19 protein-coding genes are annotated in these 18,608 nt (G+C 41.8%); 5 read left to right on the forward strand and 14 right to left on the reverse strand.

Annotation, left to right across the window (positions count from 1 at the left end; translation table 11 throughout):
- Positions 1 to 208 precede the first annotated feature (208 nt).
- The 9 genes from V7K60_RS02305 to petN form a co-directional block, all read right to left on the reverse strand.
- Positions 209 to 652 carry a type II toxin-antitoxin system VapC family toxin gene (locus V7K60_RS02305; RefSeq protein ID WP_334922601.1) on the reverse strand — a complete coding sequence of 148 codons (444 nt, stop codon included), beginning with the start codon at positions 650 to 652 and terminating at the stop codon, positions 209 to 211.
- The gene (locus V7K60_RS02310; RefSeq protein WP_334922602.1) at positions 649 to 927 is read right to left on the reverse strand and encodes a hypothetical protein; all 279 of its coding nucleotides are present in this window, start codon (positions 925 to 927) and stop codon (positions 649 to 651) included. Before V7K60_RS02310 ends, V7K60_RS02305 begins: the two co-directional genes overlap by 4 nt.
- Before the next feature lie 10 nt (positions 928 to 937).
- Positions 938 to 1,198 (reverse strand): hypothetical protein, encoded by a 261-nt coding sequence (locus tag V7K60_RS02315; RefSeq protein WP_334922604.1) that lies wholly within the window; start codon positions 1,196 to 1,198, stop codon positions 938 to 940.
- Between the two features lie 41 nt (positions 1,199 to 1,239).
- Entirely contained in the window at positions 1,240 to 1,389 is a 150-nt protein-coding gene (locus tag V7K60_RS02320; protein ID WP_334922606.1) for a hypothetical protein, read from the reverse strand.
- A 195-nt stretch (positions 1,390 to 1,584) separates the two neighbouring features.
- Positions 1,585 to 2,340 (reverse strand): hypothetical protein, encoded by a 756-nt coding sequence (locus V7K60_RS02325; protein WP_334922608.1) that lies wholly within the window; start codon positions 2,338 to 2,340, stop codon positions 1,585 to 1,587.
- 333 nt (positions 2,341 to 2,673) lie between these two features.
- A complete protein-coding gene (locus V7K60_RS02330) occupies positions 2,674 to 5,880 on the reverse strand; it encodes a GAF domain-containing sensor histidine kinase (protein ID WP_334922610.1) in 3,207 nt (1,068 codons plus the stop codon).
- Positions 5,881 to 5,965: 85 nt separating this feature from the next.
- Positions 5,966 to 6,148: a hypothetical protein gene (locus V7K60_RS02335; RefSeq protein WP_334922612.1), complete on the reverse strand. Its 183-nt coding sequence runs from the start codon at positions 6,146 to 6,148 to the stop codon at positions 5,966 to 5,968.
- 133 nt (positions 6,149 to 6,281) lie between these two features.
- Positions 6,282 to 6,443 carry a hypothetical protein gene (locus tag V7K60_RS02340; protein WP_094350864.1) on the reverse strand — a complete coding sequence of 54 codons (162 nt, stop codon included), beginning with the start codon at positions 6,441 to 6,443 and terminating at the stop codon, positions 6,282 to 6,284.
- Between the two features lie 7 nt (positions 6,444 to 6,450).
- Complete coding sequence (gene petN, locus V7K60_RS02345; protein WP_012408302.1) at positions 6,451 to 6,540, reverse strand: cytochrome b6-f complex subunit PetN; 90 nt, start codon at positions 6,538 to 6,540, stop codon at positions 6,451 to 6,453.
- 252 nt (positions 6,541 to 6,792) lie between these two features.
- Here petN and V7K60_RS02350 point away from each other — a divergent pair, with 252 nt between their 5' ends.
- The 5 genes from V7K60_RS02350 (at position 6,793) to V7K60_RS02370 (ending at position 12,528) form a co-directional block, all read left to right on the forward strand.
- Complete coding sequence (locus V7K60_RS02350; RefSeq protein WP_334922613.1) at positions 6,793 to 8,682, forward strand: ATP-binding protein; 1,890 nt, start codon at positions 6,793 to 6,795, stop codon at positions 8,680 to 8,682.
- Positions 8,683 to 8,712: 30 nt separating this feature from the next.
- On the forward strand, positions 8,713 to 9,975 hold the full coding sequence (locus V7K60_RS02355) for a sensor histidine kinase (protein ID WP_334922614.1): 1,263 nt from the start codon (positions 8,713 to 8,715) through the stop codon (positions 9,973 to 9,975).
- 125 nt (positions 9,976 to 10,100) lie between these two features.
- A complete protein-coding gene (locus V7K60_RS02360; RefSeq protein WP_334922616.1) occupies positions 10,101 to 10,535 on the forward strand; it encodes a hypothetical protein in 435 nt (144 codons plus the stop codon).
- 299 nt (positions 10,536 to 10,834) lie between these two features.
- Positions 10,835 to 11,392 (forward strand): 3'-5' exonuclease, encoded by a 558-nt coding sequence (locus V7K60_RS02365; RefSeq protein ID WP_334922617.1) that lies wholly within the window; start codon positions 10,835 to 10,837, stop codon positions 11,390 to 11,392.
- 338 nt (positions 11,393 to 11,730) lie between these two features.
- On the forward strand, positions 11,731 to 12,528 hold the full coding sequence (locus V7K60_RS02370; protein ID WP_334922619.1) for a superoxide dismutase: 798 nt from the start codon (positions 11,731 to 11,733) through the stop codon (positions 12,526 to 12,528).
- Between the two features lie 38 nt (positions 12,529 to 12,566).
- On the opposite strand, the gene V7K60_RS02375 is transcribed toward V7K60_RS02370, so the two are convergent.
- The 5 genes from V7K60_RS02375 to V7K60_RS02395 form a co-directional block, all read right to left on the reverse strand.
- Positions 12,567 to 13,289 (reverse strand): ABC transporter ATP-binding protein, encoded by a 723-nt coding sequence (locus tag V7K60_RS02375; protein WP_334922621.1) that lies wholly within the window; start codon positions 13,287 to 13,289, stop codon positions 12,567 to 12,569.
- A 28-nt stretch (positions 13,290 to 13,317) separates the two neighbouring features.
- On the reverse strand, positions 13,318 to 14,532 hold the full coding sequence (locus V7K60_RS02380; RefSeq protein ID WP_442944324.1) for an ABC transporter permease: 1,215 nt from the start codon (positions 14,530 to 14,532) through the stop codon (positions 13,318 to 13,320).
- Positions 14,533 to 14,844: 312 nt separating this feature from the next.
- The gene (locus tag V7K60_RS02385; RefSeq protein WP_334922625.1) at positions 14,845 to 16,374 is read right to left on the reverse strand and encodes an efflux RND transporter periplasmic adaptor subunit; all 1,530 of its coding nucleotides are present in this window, start codon (positions 16,372 to 16,374) and stop codon (positions 14,845 to 14,847) included.
- Positions 16,375 to 16,442: 68 nt separating this feature from the next.
- Positions 16,443 to 16,793: a hypothetical protein gene (locus tag V7K60_RS02390; protein WP_334922627.1), complete on the reverse strand. Its 351-nt coding sequence runs from the start codon at positions 16,791 to 16,793 to the stop codon at positions 16,443 to 16,445.
- A gap of 385 nt (positions 16,794 to 17,178) precedes the next feature.
- The gene (locus V7K60_RS02395) at positions 17,179 to 18,501 is read right to left on the reverse strand and encodes a hypothetical protein (protein ID WP_334922629.1); all 1,323 of its coding nucleotides are present in this window, start codon (positions 18,499 to 18,501) and stop codon (positions 17,179 to 17,181) included.
- Positions 18,502 to 18,608: the final 107 nt, after the last annotated feature.

Raw genomic sequence — 18,608 nt, forward strand, 5'->3', positions numbered from 1 at the left:
TGCTTAATCTCAAATATTTTCATCATTTGAAGTTTGTCTTTTCTAAACTCAGCACTGCTGAGCCATTTCTTGCTGCTTAGTCTAAACTCCAGTAACTAGAGTGATCGCCTGCAAAACTCCAGCGTGCGATCGCTCTTTTCTTCCTATGTGTCCTCTGCGCCTAGAAAGGTTCGTTAAAAAGAGCGATCGCTCTGCAATATAATTAAGACTACGGTGTAACACTGCGCGGATCAACAACTAAAATCGCAGAAAAACGTTTAAAGTCATCAATATTAAATGTAAGTAGATGTGTAATCTGGTGTGTTATCATCGCCGCAACTAAACGTGCATCATGCACCTTTTTTCCCATGACTTGGTATTTAACAATTAGAGATTCCCACTCACCAAAAATAGCAGGTGTATCAAGGTGTAGTATAAATATTTTTTTGAGTTTATCAGTTTCTTCTACTGCTTGAGCCGTGGATAAACCTAAACCATTACTATTAATTGGTCTTGTCACAACAGCCCAAAACTCAATGAGATTCTGTGGAATTATATATAATAATTCCCCTTGTCTCTTAAGTATTAATATCGCTCTTTGAGTATCAAAGTGCATTGGGCTATTCTTCTGCACCAAACGCAGCAAAATATTAGTATCCACCAAATAGCTCATAACATTTCATCTTCTCTGGTGTAAATACTATCTCGACTAATTGCTTCATCTGAAAGTGCTGGTGCTAAAGAAAAAGCAGGACTATTTATTAAATCTGTTAATATAGCTTCCCATTCTTCCTGAGTTGATACTTGATAAAAAAAACTTTTTTCATGGCTGGTTAAACTGTTTTCAATCAGAGATGCAAGATAAGCTTCTACCGATAAACCTTGTGCAGCAGCTTCAGCAATGAGACGAGCCTCTATTTCTGGTTTCAATTGTAGCTGTATGGTCATTTGTTGTCTCCTAATTCCTTAAGTTGTAGAAGTCTTCATCTGGATAATCGCAAAAGTCTTCTCCCTCTAACTCTGAGAATATATTTAATTCACTACCAGGTGCATAATCTGCAATAGCTGTGATTGCGGCTAGTGTTGATTGGCATTTTTGCTCATCTTTGGTAATTGAGTGTTTTTCTTGAAGAACCAATTGCAGGGCTGATTCAGCTATCTTCAGGCGATCGCTTATGCTCAAGCTTGGGAGTGCTTGGAGAATTTCTTTAGTTTCCATATTAATTCATAGAGCAACTTATATTACTAATGGTAGTGAAATTATGATAAGCGATCGCCTGCAAAATCTTCACCGTGCGATCGGCTCTTCTGTTCTTCCTTTGTGTCTTTGTGGTTCGTTAAAAAAGCGTAGGCGAAGTCCGCCGTTCGCGTAGCGTCTCGTAGAGAAGGCATTGCCTGCAAAATCTCCACCGTACGATGGTCTCTTCTTCCTTTGTGTCTTAGTCTGTTTGTGGTTCGTTAACAAATAATTTGGTAACTGAGATAAACCAGTTGTAAGACGCGAAAAGGTAGTGATGTGATTAGACAAAACACCCCACTCCACATTAGCCTCAGCCAAAGTGAAATGAGGTGCTTTTATTATCGGTAATTAAACAGACTTTAAAATTAATCCAATGACTTGCCAGCCCTACTTAAAAGCTTACCCAATCTTTGAATTGGTCCCTTAAATCCCCTTGGGGCTTCAGTTGCAGCTTGTTGAGTTTGTTCACTCAGTTTCGTCAGCACCTCGGCAAAGTCAGCAGCTTTGGCGGTTTTGCGCTTCAAGAGTTGCTTAAGTTCTTTAAGTCCATTAGCAACTTCTTGGAGATTCTCGTTTTCAGACTTATGCAATAAGGTGTACCACGTATCAATCGCACCTTGCGCCGCCTCCGATTCAATTTTAGTCAAGTCTCCTTCAAGGGTTTCTATTACTGATTCTATGTGTTCAATCTGTTCGCGGTCTTCCGCCTTACCTAGTGAAACACCTATATTGCGAAGTTGCTTACCCAACTTCTGTAACGGAGTTTTTAGTTCCTTATCAGTATCAGAAGTAACATTACTTGTTTGCTCACCAATTTCAGTTAGCACTTCACCAATTTCATGACCTGTGGCCTTACCACTTTTCACTAGTTGCTTGAGTTGCTTGAGGTTATCGGCAATTTCTTTGATTTCTGGCTCTTTAGCTTTGTGTAAATAAGTATACCACTCATCGATTAAGCCAATAGCAGTTTCGCTATCAAGAGCAGTCAAGTCTCCTTCTAGTGCAGAAACAAGTGAATCTAAATCCAAGTTATCAGCTTTATCAGCTTTTTTAGCTGCTGTGCTTTCTTTCTTGGCAGCAGTCTCCCCTTGTTTACTATTGGATTTTTGTTGAGAACTCATGGTGTAATTTCCGTAACAATAACTGTACAGGTATTACTTTATAAAGACTCTACGGAATTGCCCTCATTCTTAAGTAAGACTTACGCACTATATAAATCTATAATTATATATATTAATAAGAATCAAACTTTTCTGACCCTTAGTGAAAGCGCAACAATAAGTAGTATTCACTTTTTCTGTAAGCTTTCCTATAGAGTAGCTGTTCTTGAAACTAGGGGCTGATTGTAGCATAGGTGTAAAAGTACTAATAAATATTTCTACCTGTGAGCGAAATATAAAAAAATTATCGTCATCTGACAGTGCTGTGTTGGGCTTGGAGTTCTTCTAGCTAACTCACAGTTTACTGGGAATTTGGATACAGAACTCAGAGCCGTTACCAGGTTCAGAAACATACTTGAGTTGGCCGCCGTGTTTTTCCACAATAATTTGGTAGCTAATAGATAGACCTAAACCAGTACCTTGACCAGGTTGTTTGGTGGTAAAGAAAGGTTCAAAAATACGCGATCGCACAATCTCTGGAATCCCACAACCATTGTCAGCAATCCAAATCAGAACAGTATTGCCTTCTATGACTTCTGTACGTATGCAAATTTTAGGATTTTCAATTATTTTTCCACTAGTTACTGAGTTTTCCAGTGCATCGATCGCATTGTTGAGAATATTCATAAACACCTGATTCATCTGGGCTGCATAGCAGACTACTGGAGGTAATTCACCATACTGTTTAACTATCTCAATAGCAAAAGAATTAGTTTGGGGTTGCAGTCGATGTTGTAAAATTAGCAAAGTACTATCGATACCTTCATGAAGGTCAACGTGCTTCATTCCTGCTTCGTCAAGTCGAGAAAAACTTCGTAACGACAAGACTAATTGAGAGATCCGCTCTGCCCCCAACTTCATTGAAGTCAGAATTTTGGGCAAGTCATCACTAATGAAATCTAAATCTACTGCTGCTGTTTGTTTTTGAATTTCTCCTGTTGCTTTAGGATACTGTTTCTGATAAAGGCGCAGTAATTTAAATAAATTTTCGGTATGTTCAGTAACATAAGTGATATTCCCATAAATGAAACTAATCGGGTTATTAATTTCATGTGCTACACCAGCAACTAACTGCCCTAAGCCTGCCATTTTCTCACTTTGAATTAACTGGCTCTGAGTATGCTGTAATTCTTTAAGAGTCTGGGTGATTTCTTCTTTTTGAAGTTGAGTTTGTTCCAGTAATTCTGCTTGCTGAAGTCCTACGCCTAACTGAGTACCAATTTGCATCAACAAATCTACCTCATCTTCTTGCCAATCACGGGGTTTGATATTTTGATAAGCTGCTAGCAATCCCCAAAGTTTCTCACCCTGAAAAATTGGCACAATCATATATGCCCTAGCCTCCATTAGTTCAATCAGGGCAATATAAGGAATAGAATCATCGGTGCTGTAAATATCCTTAATCACAAGAGTTTTACCATTAGCAAAATCCCCGCCTTGGTTTTCTTGCAAGTAATTACCTGAGGCAGCTACGCCCGCACTTCTCTGCGAGACGCTCCGCGTAGCTTGCTTCCACGAAGTGGTACGACTTGGCTCAGTGACCATCGTAGACATCGCAGGTACAATTTCCTTTACTGGTATCCAACCTTGGGCTAAAGACTCAGCAACAAATTCGCCACTCCAATCAGTCCCGAATCGATAGATTGTCACTCGGTCAACTTCCAATAGTCGTCGGACTTCTTCTGTACTGGTAGCAAAAATGGTGTCAATATCAAGAGAGTGGCGAATTTTCTCCACCGTTGCGGCTAGGGCCATCTGCCTTTCGGCTACTTTCCGTTCTCGTTCGGCGGCTTTAGCCAGTTTTTGGGCTTGCACCTGCATCTGTGTCAAGGACTCAGCTTGCTGTAATGCTACCCCCAATTGAACCCCAACTTGTGCTAGCAAGTTGATTTCTTCATCTTGCCAATAACGAGGCTGGGAATTTTGATAAGCTACTAGCAATCCCCACAACTTCTCGCCCTGAGAAATTGGGACAAAAACTTCATTACGTGCATATTTACCTACTTGTTTTCCTTGCACAAGAACGCGTTCTGTCACAGGCTGCGGCTTAACCATTGGTGTCCAGCCATCAACAATAGAATCAGCCACAAATTCGCCACTCCAATCAGGATAGAAGCGATAAATTGCAACTCGTTCAACTTCTAATAACCGACGAACTTCTTGAGTAGTGGTTTTAAATATGGCTTCAATATCAAGAGACTGACGAATTTTTTCGACCGTGTTTGCTAATGCCCTTTGCCTTTGGGCAGCTTTACTGATGTCTGCTGCTTGGATTTGCATTTGTTGGATAAATTCTGCTTGCTGCAAAGCCACACCTAGTTGTGTGCCCACTTGAGTAAGCAAGTAAACCTCATCTTTTTGCCAATCACGACATCCAGCATTTTGGTACGCTGCTAGCATGCCCCAGAGTTTCTGACCGTGGTAAATGGCAATGATCGCATAAGCTCTTGCTTGATATATCTCTAAGATTTTAATGTAGCAGTTGCTAAAGCCTGCACTGTAAATGTCATTACAAATCCGGTACACTTCACACTGACTGAAGCTACCACCCTCTGTATCTTGTAAGTAGGTATCAGCAACTGGGGGTTTAGCTAAATCTTTGGTGCTACATTCGCTGACGTTCTCTTTCAATTCTGGCCGTTGCGACTGTCTCTCTATGAGGGAAACCCAACCCTCTGCGACTGATTCAAACACGAATTCACCACTCCAATCGGGATTGAAGCGATAAATAGCCACGCGATCGGCATTTAGCAGCTGCCTAAGTTCTGCAGTGGTTGTGTGGAAAATGCTTTCCAAATCTAGGGACTGACGAATTTTCTCAATGGTAATGGCTATAGTTTTCTGCCATTGGGCTGCTTTTTCTCTAGCTTTTGCTTGTGCTAGTTCTGCTGATTGTAGTTTGACTTGTTCCAGGAAATCTGATTGCTGTAAAGCAACTGCTAGATGTTCGGCGATTAATTGCACAAACTCAATTTCTGATGCTTCCCATTGTCGAGGACTACCACACTGATGAATACACAACAATCCCCATAAATCTTTACCTTTGATCAAGGGGGCAGTTATATTGGCACGTACTTGAAATTTTTCTAGAATCTGGATGTAGCAATCACTGGCATTAACTTGATAAATATCAGCTATTGCTCTAATTCGACCTTGCTGATAAAGTTCTGCGAACTCCTCACTAAAGCAGTGGTCACGCAGTTTGGCTGCTAATGCCGAATCCCATTCTGTTGCCACATCTTCATAGATAAATTCTCCTTCCCATGCCAAATCAGGATAAAAACGAAACACGCTAACCCGATCGCTTTTCAGAAGTTGGCGGACTTCAGTGACTGTAATTTTGAAGATAGTTTCTATGTCTAGAGACTCCCGAATACGGGCAATAACTCCAGATAAGGCTTTTTGTTGCTCATTCTGACGCAAGGAGAATGTCACGTCTGAATAAGATTCTTGCCGTTGTGAATTTGGTTGTATGGGTTGAGTAGTAGAGGAGTTTTCCATTCCCAGTGGGACTTTAAATATTGAAAGTCTTCTATCTCATGATTCCCGTTGCGATCGCAAAGGTAACAGTTATTTCCTGGGAATGTCATAAAAAACATTGTAGGGACACGATAGTATCCAGTGGTGTCAACTTAACGTGAAATGGGCGGTTAGAAACCGCACGCCAGGTGCTTCTCCCAAAGGGAGACGCTGCGCGAACAAGTGAGGCATTGCCCGCCCAACGCACTGGCTCGTCTACACAAACAAAACCCACCTCCGTGGGTTTCAAAACTTTGATTTTCCGTTAGTTTGCGGTGGCGGACGAGAGCCTGTGTAGCCGCCAATGGAATGAGCCTTGGCTTAAGTTGACACGTATAGATAGTATCGCGTCCCTACAAAAAGATTTTTCAATCACGAGAAAATTATCGCCGCTTGGGAGTGGCGCTGCGGGTGGTGCGTTTTTCTTCATCTCGGCGACGGCGATCGCGCCAATCTGCCAGGGTCAAATAACCAATACCACCAGTGACTACTACGAGCAGCACTACAGCAAATAAAGCCAAAATACTCAAAAATGGACTTTCCACAATGCCTCTACAGTCCGTTACGTCCCCACACTACCATTGCAATTGACCAAGTGAACACAACTAACAACGATACCCAACCTAGTGTCAAAATCTCCATAGTCCCATTTTTCAAATAATTACAAAAGGTTTCTAATATTTATCATACAGGGATTGGGCAGGCTGAGATTTTTTTATCAATGACATTGTAAGTTTTGCGATCGCAAACCAGACACCATCTTTTATTGATACCTCGTACTCTACGTAATAATGAAAATTAATATAAAAAAGTAGCGATCGCGCTTTTCCACTTGATTATTTGGGAATACTAGAGTCCTGGGTATATCTTTCAAATCCAGCAATCCCTAATATCATGCCAATATTTTTTAACTATCCTTTCCACTCTAACGGTTTTATTCCCCACGGACATTGTTATCTCTGGCAAACTGGATTAGTTTGGCTGCACATTATTTCTGATGCCACGATCGCTCTTGCCTATTATTCCATTCCCTTCCTACTAATTTACTTTATTTCCAAGCGCAAAGACGTTCCTTTCAATGGAGTCTTTTTGTTATTTGGTGCTTTTATCATTGCCTGCGGTACTGGACACTTGATGGATATTTGGACGCTTTGGCATCCAGACTATTGGATTACAGGTGGTTTAAAAGCTCTAACTGCCATTATTTCGATATATACGGCATTTGCATTATTTTATCTCATGCCTCAAGCTCTGACGCTACCTAGCCCTGCCCAGTTAGAAGCTATCAATTGTGTGCTTTCAACTGAAATTGTCGAGCGCAAGCGCATTGAGCAAGAACTACGCCTTGCAGAAGAAGTCGCTCAAAACTCCAGCCAAGCCAAGAGTGAATTTCTCGCCAATATGAGTCATGAACTACGCACACCTCTCAACGGCATCTTGGGCTATACACAAATTCTCCAACGCACAGAATCGTTGAGTGAGAAAGGACGTAAAGGAGTCAGTATTATTTACCAATGTGGTTCCCATCTTTTAACTCTAATTAATGATGTCCTGGATCTCTCCAAAATAGAAGCCCGGAAACTAGAATTGTATGCTGTTGATTTCTACTTGCCTGCCTTTATAGATAGCGTGGCTGAAATTTGCCGCATCCGGGCAGAACAAAAGGTGATCGCATTTCACATTCAACTTGATCCTGATTTGCCAACGGGTATTCATGCTGATGAAAAACGCTTGCGGCAAGTATTAATTAACTTGCTTAGTAATGCGATTAAATTTACTCATCAAGGCAGTGTCACTTTCAAAGTTCAGGTGATTGGTCAAGAATCAAACGCCAATGGACAAACTAACTACAAAATTCGCTTTCAGGTAGTAGATACCGGCACGGGTATAAGCCCTGAACAAGCCGAGAAAATCTTCCAGCCCTTTGAGCAAGTGGGAAATCAAAAACGACAATCTGAAGGTACAGGCTTGGGATTAGCAATCAGCCAAAAAATTGTTTTGCTGATGGGTGGTGAAATTCAGGTGCAAAGTGAATTTGGTAAAGGTAGCACTTTCTGGTTTGAAGCAAAATTGCCAGAATCTAAAGACTGGGCAAAGGTTTCTAGAGTGGTTGAGCAAGGAACTATTATTGGTTATCAAGGACAAAGGCGCACCATTTTGATTGCAGATGACAAATGGGAAAACAGATCGGTAATTGTAAATTTACTAGAGCCTGTTGGGTTTACTGTGGTAGAAGCTAGCCAGGGTCAGGAAGCATGGGAACAGGCTCTAGCCTACAAACCAGATATGATTATCACTGACCTCGTGATGCCTATTTTGACTGGATTTGAATTGATCGAGCGTTTGCGTAAGCCTGGGCCATTTAAAGAGATTGCTGTCATAGCTTCGTCAGCTAGCGTGTTTGCAATCGACCAGCACAAAAGTATTGATGTCGGTGCAGATGCATTTTTACCAAAGCCTGTAGAAGCTGAAACGCTGTTGGAAATGTTACGACAATTTTTGCATCTAGAATGGATTTTTGATGTTAAGGTAGACGCAATCAAAAAAACCTATACAGGTGGTTTGGATCAACAAAATGAGGAGATGATTTATCCTGCCAAAGAGGTTTTACAAAAGTTACTCGAACTGACAGAAGACGGCGATATCCAAAAAATATTGGAGCTGGCTGAGGAACTTTCTGCATCCGATCAGCAGTTAAGCGTTTTTGCCCAGCAACTCGTCCAGCTTGCTAGTAATTTCCAACTCAAACGTTTGGAAAGTTTTATTCAAGAATACATCAATTAATTGGAGTAGAATTTTAATTTTTAATTCATTATGAACAAAATTCAAAATGACGGATTTATTTTGATTGTGGATGATAATCCGACAAATTTATCTGTCGTATGTGAAGCACTCAATAGTGAGGGTTTTCGCTTTCGGGTTGCAGTCGATGGAGAAAGTGCGATCGCTCAAGCCGAACGCAATCAGCCAGAGTTGATTTTGCTGGATGTACAAATGCCCGGTATTGACGGATTTGAAACTTGTCGCCGCCTGAAAGTCAATCCTGTTACCCAAAACATTCCGATTATTTTCACTACTGCTTTAGCAGATACAGAAAGCAAAACGAAGGGATTTTCTCTTGGTGCAGTAGATTATATCCCTAAACCATTTGCACAAGAGGAAGTCATTGCGAGAGTGCGCGTACATTTACAACTCAAACAATTGACTGAATCTTTGGAACAACAAGTTAGCGATCGCACCAAAGCTTTGCAAAAAGCCCAAGTCCAACTAGTGCAGCAAGAGAAACTATCAACACTCGGAGAGTTAATCGCTGGTGTTGGCCATGAAATTAATAACCCTATCAACTTTATTTCCAGCAATATTCCACCCTTGCAAGAACACATTGCAGGAGTAACCAAGTTGTTCCTACTATATGAACAAGAGTATCCAAACCCAACTGCTAAAATTACCAATGTCATTGAGGACTTGGATCTAAATTTTGTTCTCGAAGATATGGTAAAAATCTTGAACTCACTCCAGCTAGGAAGTGAACGAATTAGGAACATTTCTGATTCACTCCGCAACTTCTGTCGTTCAGACAGGGATGCCAAAATATCTGCTGATTTGCACCAAGGACTAGATAGTACACTAATGATTTTGCAACACCGCCTCAATGCTAATGGCAATCGTCCCCGCATTGAAGTTATTAAAAGTTATGGAGTATTACCAAAGGTCAGATGCTATCTAGGGGAAATGAATCAAGTATTTATGAATATTCTGGCAAATGCAGTTGATGCCCTTGATGAAGCTATAATGCAAGGCAAAATGAACGATCTAATTCCTCAGATTAAAATTGCAACAGAAATAGATTCTGAACAATTAGTTATAATTCGGATTGCTGACAATGGGATTGGTATTCCTGAACGGCTTAAAAAACGCTTGTTTGAGCCGTTGTTTACGACAAAAACTGTTGGAAAAGGCACTGGACTTGGCTTGTCTATCGCATATCAAATAGTTGTAGAGAAACACAAAGGTATTTTAGAAGTGAATTCTCAACCTGGTATGGGAACCGAGTTTATCATCAAAATTCCTACATGAGAACAATATTTAATTGATTACAAAACTGCTCTAGCATTTATCATATTGGAGACTGGGAAAGAGTTTTCCCAATACCCAATACCTAATTTATATATAGAGTGAACCCAACTTTAGATCCTCAATTCATGGCAGAACGTATAGAATCCCTCAAGGCTGGAATAATTGGGGGATTATCTATGTGTCTTAGCTTTGCGATTGCTAGTCTGTTGAATACTTTAGTACTAGCAACGTATTTTCAGATACTTGTATGTCTGCAAAGTGATCTTAACTGGCACTTGTGGGTAAGTGGTGCAGTTGCAACTTTTACTGGTTTCCTATTTGGTGTCACCTACCGCTATATCATCCGCTCAGATCAAAATCCCCAACTCAAAGCCGGTGGTGTGCTGGCCTTTGGCTTGGTGCGGGGATTAACTCAAATAGAACTTGGGTGGAATTCTCACAGCACAATTTGGCCTTTTTTAGTGTTGGCTTTTGAAAGTGTGTTGTGGTTTGGAATAGCTGCGAGCGCTCTTAATATCGCTATTCAATTCCGTTGGGTTAAACCTTTTTCATCAATCTAAATTCCCTTTCCCTAAGTTGTGAAGTTGTGGTCTATTCTCTGTGAAGTTACACATTATTTTCACCCCTCCCAACCTCCCCTTACCAAGGGGAGGTGCCGTAGACGGTGAGGTTATTTCTATGCATCTTTATAAAGAATTGGTCTTACAGCTAGCTGTAGTTCAAATAAATCAAAAAGGCTGTAAGCATCACACTTTTGTAATATAATAAATACAATAAGCTTACACACTTCATTGTGTAATTATTCAAAATAATGTATAAATAATTACTAACTTTAATTATCATTACTCTATTACATAATATGAATACTAAAATATCCCACTATTATCTGATAGTTGATTTGGAAGCTACATGCTGTAACAGTAAAACTATTCCCCGTCACCAAATGGAAATTATTGAAATCGGTGCTGTGATGCTCAATCGAACAACATGGGAAATTGATTCAGATTTTCAGCAATTCATCCAACCTGTGAGACATCCGCAACTGACAGGTTTTTGCACAGAATTGACTAGCATTCGACAGCAAGATGTTGACGAAGCACCAAAATTTTTAGAGGCAATTTCTCGCTTCAAAGACTGGATTAATTTATTTCCTAACTATATTTTTTGTTCTTGGGGTAATTACGACAAAAAGCAATTTATTCAAGATTGTGCGTTTCATAATTTTCCTTATCCTTTTACTTCAGAACATATAAATATCAAAGAGGAATTTTCGGAATATCTTGGCGTATCTAAAAAATTTGGCATGGCGCAGGCTCTCAATGAGTTGGGGATAGAATTAAAAGGCACACACCATCGTGGCATTGATGATGCCCGCAATATTGCAGCTATTTACAGACAGATGAAAAACAAAAACTGAGCTAAATAATATAAAATTTTTAGTAGCATAGCCCAGCTAAAATAGTGAATAAAATTTAGCTATGATGATGTAAACAAGATGTTCACACGGGCGGAGTAAACGCCATAGCACAATAAAAATTAAGAGTTTTATTAATAATTATTATTCTTAGCCAAAGGATTTTTTAGTTACATGGTTTGAATTATAGGTTTAGAAAATAAAATTTCAGCTATGTCTATCTTTATTTGAATTAACTGACAACTAAGGTAATATATATAATATTTGGCTTAATGTAACTACAAAATAACAGTCTACGATCGGGTTATAAGCCAATAATATTGATTTTGAGGCGACAATTTATGATCGGATTTTGGCGAAGAACAATAGTTTTTTTCTTCACAACAATCGTGTTAACAATTCTGCTAATTTATCACGAACCAGTACCAATAGCTGAGGCACAATTTTTTACACCAACACCTACTAGACCGTTTGCCACTGTAGCTTATCCTAATAGGTCATTAAGTGCTTCTCCCGCACAGCTACCACCATTGCCTTATGCTTATGGGGCACTAGGAAAAGCGATTGATGCTGAAACTATGAAATTGCATCATGATGCACATCATGCTAGCTACGTCAAGAACTTAAATGATGCATTGAAGCAGTATCCAGATTTGCAAAAAAGAAGTGTTGAAGGTTTGCTAGTGGATTTGAACAGCGTACCTGAAGATATTCGGACAAAGGTACGCAATAACGCAGGTGGTCATCTTAACCATACGATTTTTTGGCAACTGATGAGTCCTCAAGGTGGTGGACAACCATCAGGCGCGATCGCTCAAGAAATTAACCAAACTTTTGGCAGTTTTGATGCCTTTAAAAAACAGTTTAACGCAGCGGGTGCAGCGCGTTTCGGTAGTGGTTGGGTTTGGTTAGTAGGCAATTCCCAAAAGCAACTCCAGATTGTCACCACAGCAAATCAGGATAACCCAATTATGGAGGGTTCATATCCGATTATGGGTAACGATCTGTGGGAACACGCTTATTACCTAAAATATCGCAACCGTCGAGCTGAGTATTTGGATAATTGGTGGAATGTGGTGAATTGGCCGCAGATTAACAGGCGATACCTTTCCTTCTCTACGGGACGCTCCCCGAACTGAATGCTATGCCAAAGGGCTGGTAAACTACCCGATTTTCATCATGTTTTGCTATGCACCTTATCCACTAGTCTAGTTTGTAACTTTTTTGTTACCCCTTCAGCTAAACCATCTTTAACATGAATAATCCGGTTAGTTTGCTCGGCGACATCCATTTCATGGGTAACAATGACAATCGTGATGCCTTGACTATTTAACTCAGTTAACAAATCCATCACTTCCTGAGAGGTTTCACTGTCTAACGCTCCAGTGGGTTCGTCTGCTAGAACAAGTGCAGGGCGATTAACTAGGGCACGGGCGATCGCCACTCGCTGTTGCTGTCCACCAGACATCTGGTTGGGACGGTTTAACATTCGCTCTGCCAAGCCAACACGAGTTAAAGCTGACTCTGCGCGTTTTCTACGTTCTGATTTGGGAACACCTGCATAGACCATTGGCAGCATCACGTTTTCTAAAGCCGTAGAACGAGCCAACAAATTAAACTGCTGAAACACAAAACCGATGCGGCGATTGCGGATATATGCCAACTCATCATCGGTTAGCGTCGTCAGGTTTCTGCCTTCTAAAACATAATGTCCAGATGTGGGGCGATCGAGGCAACCGATGATGTTCATCAGCGTAGACTTTCCCGAACCAGACATCCCCATAATTGAAACGTATTCGCCTTCCTGAATAGACAAGTCAATACCCTTGAGTATCGGAATCTCGACTTCTCCAAGACGATATGTTTTCTGAATTTCTTCCATCCAAATCATGGTTGCCATATTAGTAATTCTCTACTTTAAAAATGTTTTAATCACTTCTGAGCGCCGTAATTGGGTCAAGACTGGCAGCATTACGAGCCGGAATTACGCCAGCCAGTAACCCAATTACAAACGTTAAACCAAAGCCGAACAGTATTGACCAGAGCGAAATCACCAAGGGAAATTTAAACAAATTTGAGGCGGCAAAAGCGATCGCAATTCCCAGTCCAATACCAATTACCCCTCCAATTACCGCAATCACAACTGCCTCGGCTAAAAACTGGCTCAAAATCGCAGTGCTAGTCGCTCCAATCGCTTTGCGAATCCCAATTTCTCGCGTTCGTTCCACCACTGACACAAGCATGATATTGGCAATACCAATACCGCCAACAATTAAAGAAATTACCGCAACCGCCACTATCATTACGGTAAAAAGCTTAGATGTACTAGTCAGCGTGTTGATGATATCAGCCGAATTTACAGTCCGAAAATCATCTTTATCTCCTTTCTCTGGATAAATGCCATGTCTTACCCGCAAGAGATTTGTAGTTTGATACTGAGCAGCGTCTAGCTGTTCCTGGCTTTTGACTTTGACATAAATTCCTCGAATGGCAATTCCCTTAACAGCATTATTTCCTACTAGCCGAGCAGACATATTGGTAAGCGGAATATAAATTTGTTCATCCGGGTTTTGTGGCCCCTGCGCTCCCTTCGTCTCCATAACGCCAATCACATCATAGGTTTGTCCAGAGATGCGGATTTGTGCGCCTTCTGCAATACTTCCTGACCCCAGCAGTTCATCGCGGGCGGTGGGGCCTAAAACTGCCAAAGGTTTTGCCGCTTTGACTTCCTCCTCAGTAAAAAACCTGCCTGTTTGAGGATGGGTGTTGCGTACATCTGGATAATTGACATCAGTTCCAATAATCGTCATCGAGTCGTTGTTTTCGCCATAGACGACTTGGGCAGACTGTTGCAGAATAGCCGACACCCGCTCAACCCCTAAAACCTGTTGCGCGATCGCTTCAGCATCTTCTAAAGTCAATGTTGTAGCACTCCCAGCACCCTGTTGCACCGCGCCACTTCTAGATGCACCTGCTTGCACTTGCAAAATGTCGGTTCCGAGTGATTGTAGTTGTTGCTCAGTTGCTTTTTGAGTGCCTTGACCAATGGCGGTGACAGCAATCACTGCCATAATCCCAATGATAATACCCAGCATTGTGAGCGCAGTGCGGAGTTTATTACTCCACAATGTCTCGAACGCCATTGTCAAAATTTCAACGGCTGATACCGAAGAACTGCGGATTAAAGTAGATGCCTGTTTAACCAGTGGTTTACGATTGCGTGATTTGATCATTGCTAAACTTTGCTTGTGATACTAAATTTAAGTACAGCATTTTATTAATTCGTAGCTAATTAAATTTGGTCATACTCTGCAATGCCATTTATCGGACGCGTTGTTAATGCGTTGGCTTGCGTTGTTAATGCGTTGGCTTGCGTTGTTAATGCGTTGGCTTGCGTTGTTAATGCGTTCTCCTGTATTAAAAGCGCTATGCTTTTAGGCAAAACTGTAGTTATACTAAGGGCCACCAGGAGGAGGGCCACCCATACCGCCAGGAGAAATACCTCTGTTAGTATTACTATTTTTGTTAGAATTCGATGGCGCACTCACCAAAACCTTTTCATTTCCTTGTAAACCGGATTGGACAACGGTTTTGTTATTTACCGTAGCTCCAGTTTTAATTGGCACAAATCGAGTGCTGCCATTTTCCGTAAGCACCTGTACTCCAGTGCCATTACTCTGACGAGCGATCGCTACTGTTGGTACAACAAGCACATTGTTTAATTCGCCTGCATCGAATTTCGCATCAACATTCATGCTTGGAAGCAAGAGAGTTTCAGGGTCAGTGAAATCCACTTTGACTTTAACGCTGGTAACATTGGTTGCCACAGTTGCCTGAGCCGCAACCTGGGCAACCTTTCCCTTAAAGGTTTTGTCAGGATACGCATCGGCTGTAATGCTTACCGACTGCCCTACCTTAATTTTGCTAATATCGGTTTCGGCAATATTTGCCACAACCTGATAAGTTGATGCCAGCGACAGAATCGAAGAAGAGGTCGATCCCGAAACCGAACTCCCAGATGTAGTAGGTGTAACGAAATCACCTGGATCGGAATACTTGGAAGTCACAATACCAGTAAATGGGGCACGAATTGCTGTGTCTTGGATTTGTGTTTGAATCGTTTTTAGGCTACCCTGTTCCTGAAGCACTTGAGCGCGTGCAGCATCAATATCTTCCTGGCGGTTTCCTGCTTTTAGTAGTGCTAAAGCTTGCTGTTTTTCCTCAACCACAGCCTTTAGTTGCTCGATATCTTCTTTGCGTGACCCAGCTTTTTGCAATGCCAGCGCTTGCTGGGTTTCATTTACGGAAGCTTTAGCACTATCCTTGTCGGCGCGTTTTTGGTTTAAAGTCTGAAGGGAAATAGCACCAGCATTGTATAGTTGCTGATTGCGGCTCAAATCATCTTCGGCTTTTGTTAAACTTGCTTGAGCGCTTTTTAAACGTGCATCAGCCTGAGCAATATCTTGAGAGCGATTACCTGCTTCTGCTTTTTCTAAAGTCGCTTGGGCTTGTTTTAATTGCGCCTGTGAAGCAGCAATATCTTGAGGACGATTGCCAGCGATCGCTTTTTGCAAATTCGCTTGAGCTGAAGCCAGAGATCCCTGTGCTTGAATTAGTTGCCCTTGCAGATTTGAATCATCCATGTATGCGAGGATTTGTCCCGCTTTCACAGAGTCACCTTCATCTACCAGCAATTTCTTTAGCTGTCCAGAACTTTTGGGGCTGACGTTGGTCGATTGTTTGGCTTCAACAGTACCGTTGGCTGAGATTGTAATCGGTAAGGTTTCTCGCTCGACTGGGACTGTCTGCATTTTGCTTCTGGCTGACTGAGTGGAGGAAATCACCGTCTGACGGTAAACGAGGTATCCACCGCCTGTGAGTGAACTGAGTATCAATAGCCCCATCAGCCATTTCGTCAGTTTGCCTTTTATCAAACCTTCTTTAAAAGGCTTGAGTGTAATTTGTTGGGGAGAATTAAGTGTCATACGCTATGAATGCACCTTGGTTGTAAACAACAATTGAGTTTTTGCGATCGATTCCTATAAGCAATTGATTAATTGCTCGGAGGACGTGCTGGAATCCCCAACGCTTCTCGCAATTTTTCTTCGGTAACACCAAGTTTTGTCGCTGCGGCTTTCAGATCGGGACGGCGACGCTCTCCATCTGGTGGATTGGTTGGATTAGTGGGTACTCCCAAAGCTTCTTTTAACTTGGCTTCGGTAACGCCAAGTTTTTGAGCTGCTGCTGTAAAATCTATATGGCGGTGCGATCGCCTCCCAAGCGGTATTTGCTCACTCGTTTGAGGGGGGTTTTGGGCGGTCAGGTTTGGGTTACTGCCTGCTTGACCACAGGCTGCAAGGATGAGGGAAATGGCTGCCAAGGCTAGAAATTGACGAATAATCATAACAATCAATCTTGTTTTGCTGAGATTGGAAAGAGTTGATAGTTTTAATTACAACAGCCCAATATGACAGCTTTCCCTTTGTCTGAATTACAAAATTGTAATAATAGCGATTCTCATTTGAATGAGTTACACGGGTAAGGTAGCACAGTTAGCTGTGCTACCCCAAGTGGTTAATTAATTATTTCTTTCTAAGCCTGATGCTCGTAGACGTAGCCTGCACTTTTCTACGTTCGCGCAGCGTGTCGCAGACAGACGCTCTTGCTAGCTTGCTTCCACGTTCGCGTAGCGTCCCGTAGGAAAGTGGTACGGCAACTCAGTGAATCATCGTAGACATCGCTGGAAACTAGCGCTCCAACTTTTCGCTAAATCCCCTTATGTAACATAATTACGAATGACGGATTTTTAAAGTTCGGTGTTTGTTACCGACTATCCATAGTAGAACAATTAGCAATACAAGCGCTTTGATCGTTGATGGCTCCATTACCTTTTTCACTTCCGTAGGGCTTTGAGGAGTCACACTACATGGAATTTCAATTATCTGTGTGTGATTGGAACCATTACCACTGGGAGTCAGATCGCATTCGCCTTTGTTGTTGAGAGACAAAGGTGCATTTCCTGGAGAAACAGGTGCAGGTGGTTGAGGAGATGAAGAAACAGGTGGTTGAGCTGAAGAACTATCACCACCCAGTAGTAGAAGCAGAATTAAACCAAGACCCCCAACGCCGATTATTGGCCAAAGTGGAAAGGAATTAGAACTATCTGGTACCAAGACATCTCCCGCAGAGCTAGGGAAAGCATCAAAAGCTATTGTTTCTCCATCCAAGGCTAGTGGATTGTCACTCAGCAAAGTATCTCCTGCGATATCTTCTCCTAAGAGCTGATTAAATTCCGCTGGAATCGCATTATTAGGGCGTCCGAGTTCCCCACCATCTTCGGAGTATGGAAAGGATAGTACTTCAAAAATCTTCTGTTGGAGTTGAGTCTGATCTCCAGAACTCAATGCATCCAAGCCTGTAGAGATTTTATCTAAATAAAAATTTGTCATTTCTGGCGACAGACCTAGAGACTGAATCTGCTCTTGAATGTTGGAAATTTGTGAGGCCTCTTCAAACAGCAGTCGTCCGTATGACAATTTCAGGTCTAGTAATCCATTACGGAGGCTAACAGAGTTATTGACTCCTGAGTATGGTGCCCAGTAGAACTGCTTGGTTACAAGTCCGAGTCCTTCTACTGGATTGCGACCAAAAGGTTGTCCAAGAAGGTATTGAGATCCATCCATGATTGTGGGAGATGCGTTTCTCCAAAATGAGGCGTAAGGCACCGCAGAGAGATTGGGATTATTACCGTAGAAGCTAGCAAAATTCTGGAAGTTTTTTTCCCCACCGGCTGCTCGGATCAGAAGGTTTTGATAACTAGTCCCATTGTTTAACTCCACTAATTGTTGGATTACCGATCCAGTCTTATTGCAGGTCAGACCAAATCCCACATCACATCCAGGAATGACTCGCATCTGGCTCAAATTATGGTTATTAATTTGGTACTGGAGATACTCAGACTCCAGTCCTTGTTGGATACCATAGCGTCCAACATTTAGCTGTGCAAAAGCAGATTGACACGTAGTGAGTACTACTGCAACAGATGAAAATGCGATCGCTGCAAAGCGAACTACCTTCGGCATCGCAATTCTTTGAACAATTGATTTAGACAAAATGCACCTCCACTAAACGACAGCAATTTAATTGGGCATGGGGGAGGCAGTGCTCCACTTGGGGAAACCCCAAGTGGAGCACTGCCGTCATTGGGGATTGGGCATTG

Origin of the sequence: Nostoc sp. (genome assembly GCF_036917555.1) — a bacterium.
In the GTDB taxonomy this organism is placed as follows: domain Bacteria; phylum Cyanobacteriota; class Cyanobacteriia; order Cyanobacteriales; family Nostocaceae; genus Nostoc.

Excerpts from the sequence above, each read along its gene's own strand:
- V7K60_RS02315 (WP_334922604.1), bottom strand. The coding sequence starts at position 1,198 with ATGGAAACTAAAGAAATTCTCCAAGCACTCCCAAGCTTGAGCATAAGC.
- V7K60_RS02305 (WP_334922601.1), bottom strand. The coding sequence starts at position 652 with ATGAGCTATTTGGTGGATACTAATATTTTGCTGCGTTTGGTGCAGAAG.
- V7K60_RS02350 (WP_334922613.1), top strand. The coding sequence starts at position 6,793 with ATGCCAATATTTTTTAACTATCCTTTCCACTCTAACGGTTTTATTCCC.
- V7K60_RS02330 (WP_334922610.1), bottom strand. The coding sequence starts at position 5,880 with ATGGAAAACTCCTCTACTACTCAACCCATACAACCAAATTCACAACGG.
- V7K60_RS02325 (WP_334922608.1), bottom strand. The coding sequence starts at position 2,340 with ATGAGTTCTCAACAAAAATCCAATAGTAAACAAGGGGAGACTGCTGCC.
- V7K60_RS02375 (WP_334922621.1), bottom strand. The coding sequence starts at position 13,289 with ATGGCAACCATGATTTGGATGGAAGAAATTCAGAAAACATATCGTCTT.
- V7K60_RS02370 (WP_334922619.1), top strand. The coding sequence starts at position 11,731 with ATGATCGGATTTTGGCGAAGAACAATAGTTTTTTTCTTCACAACAATC.
- V7K60_RS02310 (WP_334922602.1), bottom strand. The coding sequence starts at position 927 with ATGACCATACAGCTACAATTGAAACCAGAAATAGAGGCTCGTCTCATT.
- V7K60_RS02385 (WP_334922625.1), bottom strand. The coding sequence starts at position 16,374 with ATGACACTTAATTCTCCCCAACAAATTACACTCAAGCCTTTTAAAGAA.
- V7K60_RS02380 (WP_442944324.1), bottom strand. The coding sequence starts at position 14,532 with ATGGCGTTCGAGACATTGTGGAGTAATAAACTCCGCACTGCGCTCACA.
- V7K60_RS02355 (WP_334922614.1), top strand. The coding sequence starts at position 8,713 with ATGAACAAAATTCAAAATGACGGATTTATTTTGATTGTGGATGATAAT.
- petN (WP_012408302.1), bottom strand. The coding sequence starts at position 6,540 with ATGGAGATTTTGACACTAGGTTGGGTATCGTTGTTAGTTGTGTTCACT.
- V7K60_RS02365 (WP_334922617.1), top strand. The coding sequence starts at position 10,835 with ATGAATACTAAAATATCCCACTATTATCTGATAGTTGATTTGGAAGCT.
- V7K60_RS02360 (WP_334922616.1), top strand. The coding sequence starts at position 10,101 with ATGGCAGAACGTATAGAATCCCTCAAGGCTGGAATAATTGGGGGATTA.
- V7K60_RS02390 (WP_334922627.1), bottom strand. The coding sequence starts at position 16,793 with ATGATTATTCGTCAATTTCTAGCCTTGGCAGCCATTTCCCTCATCCTT.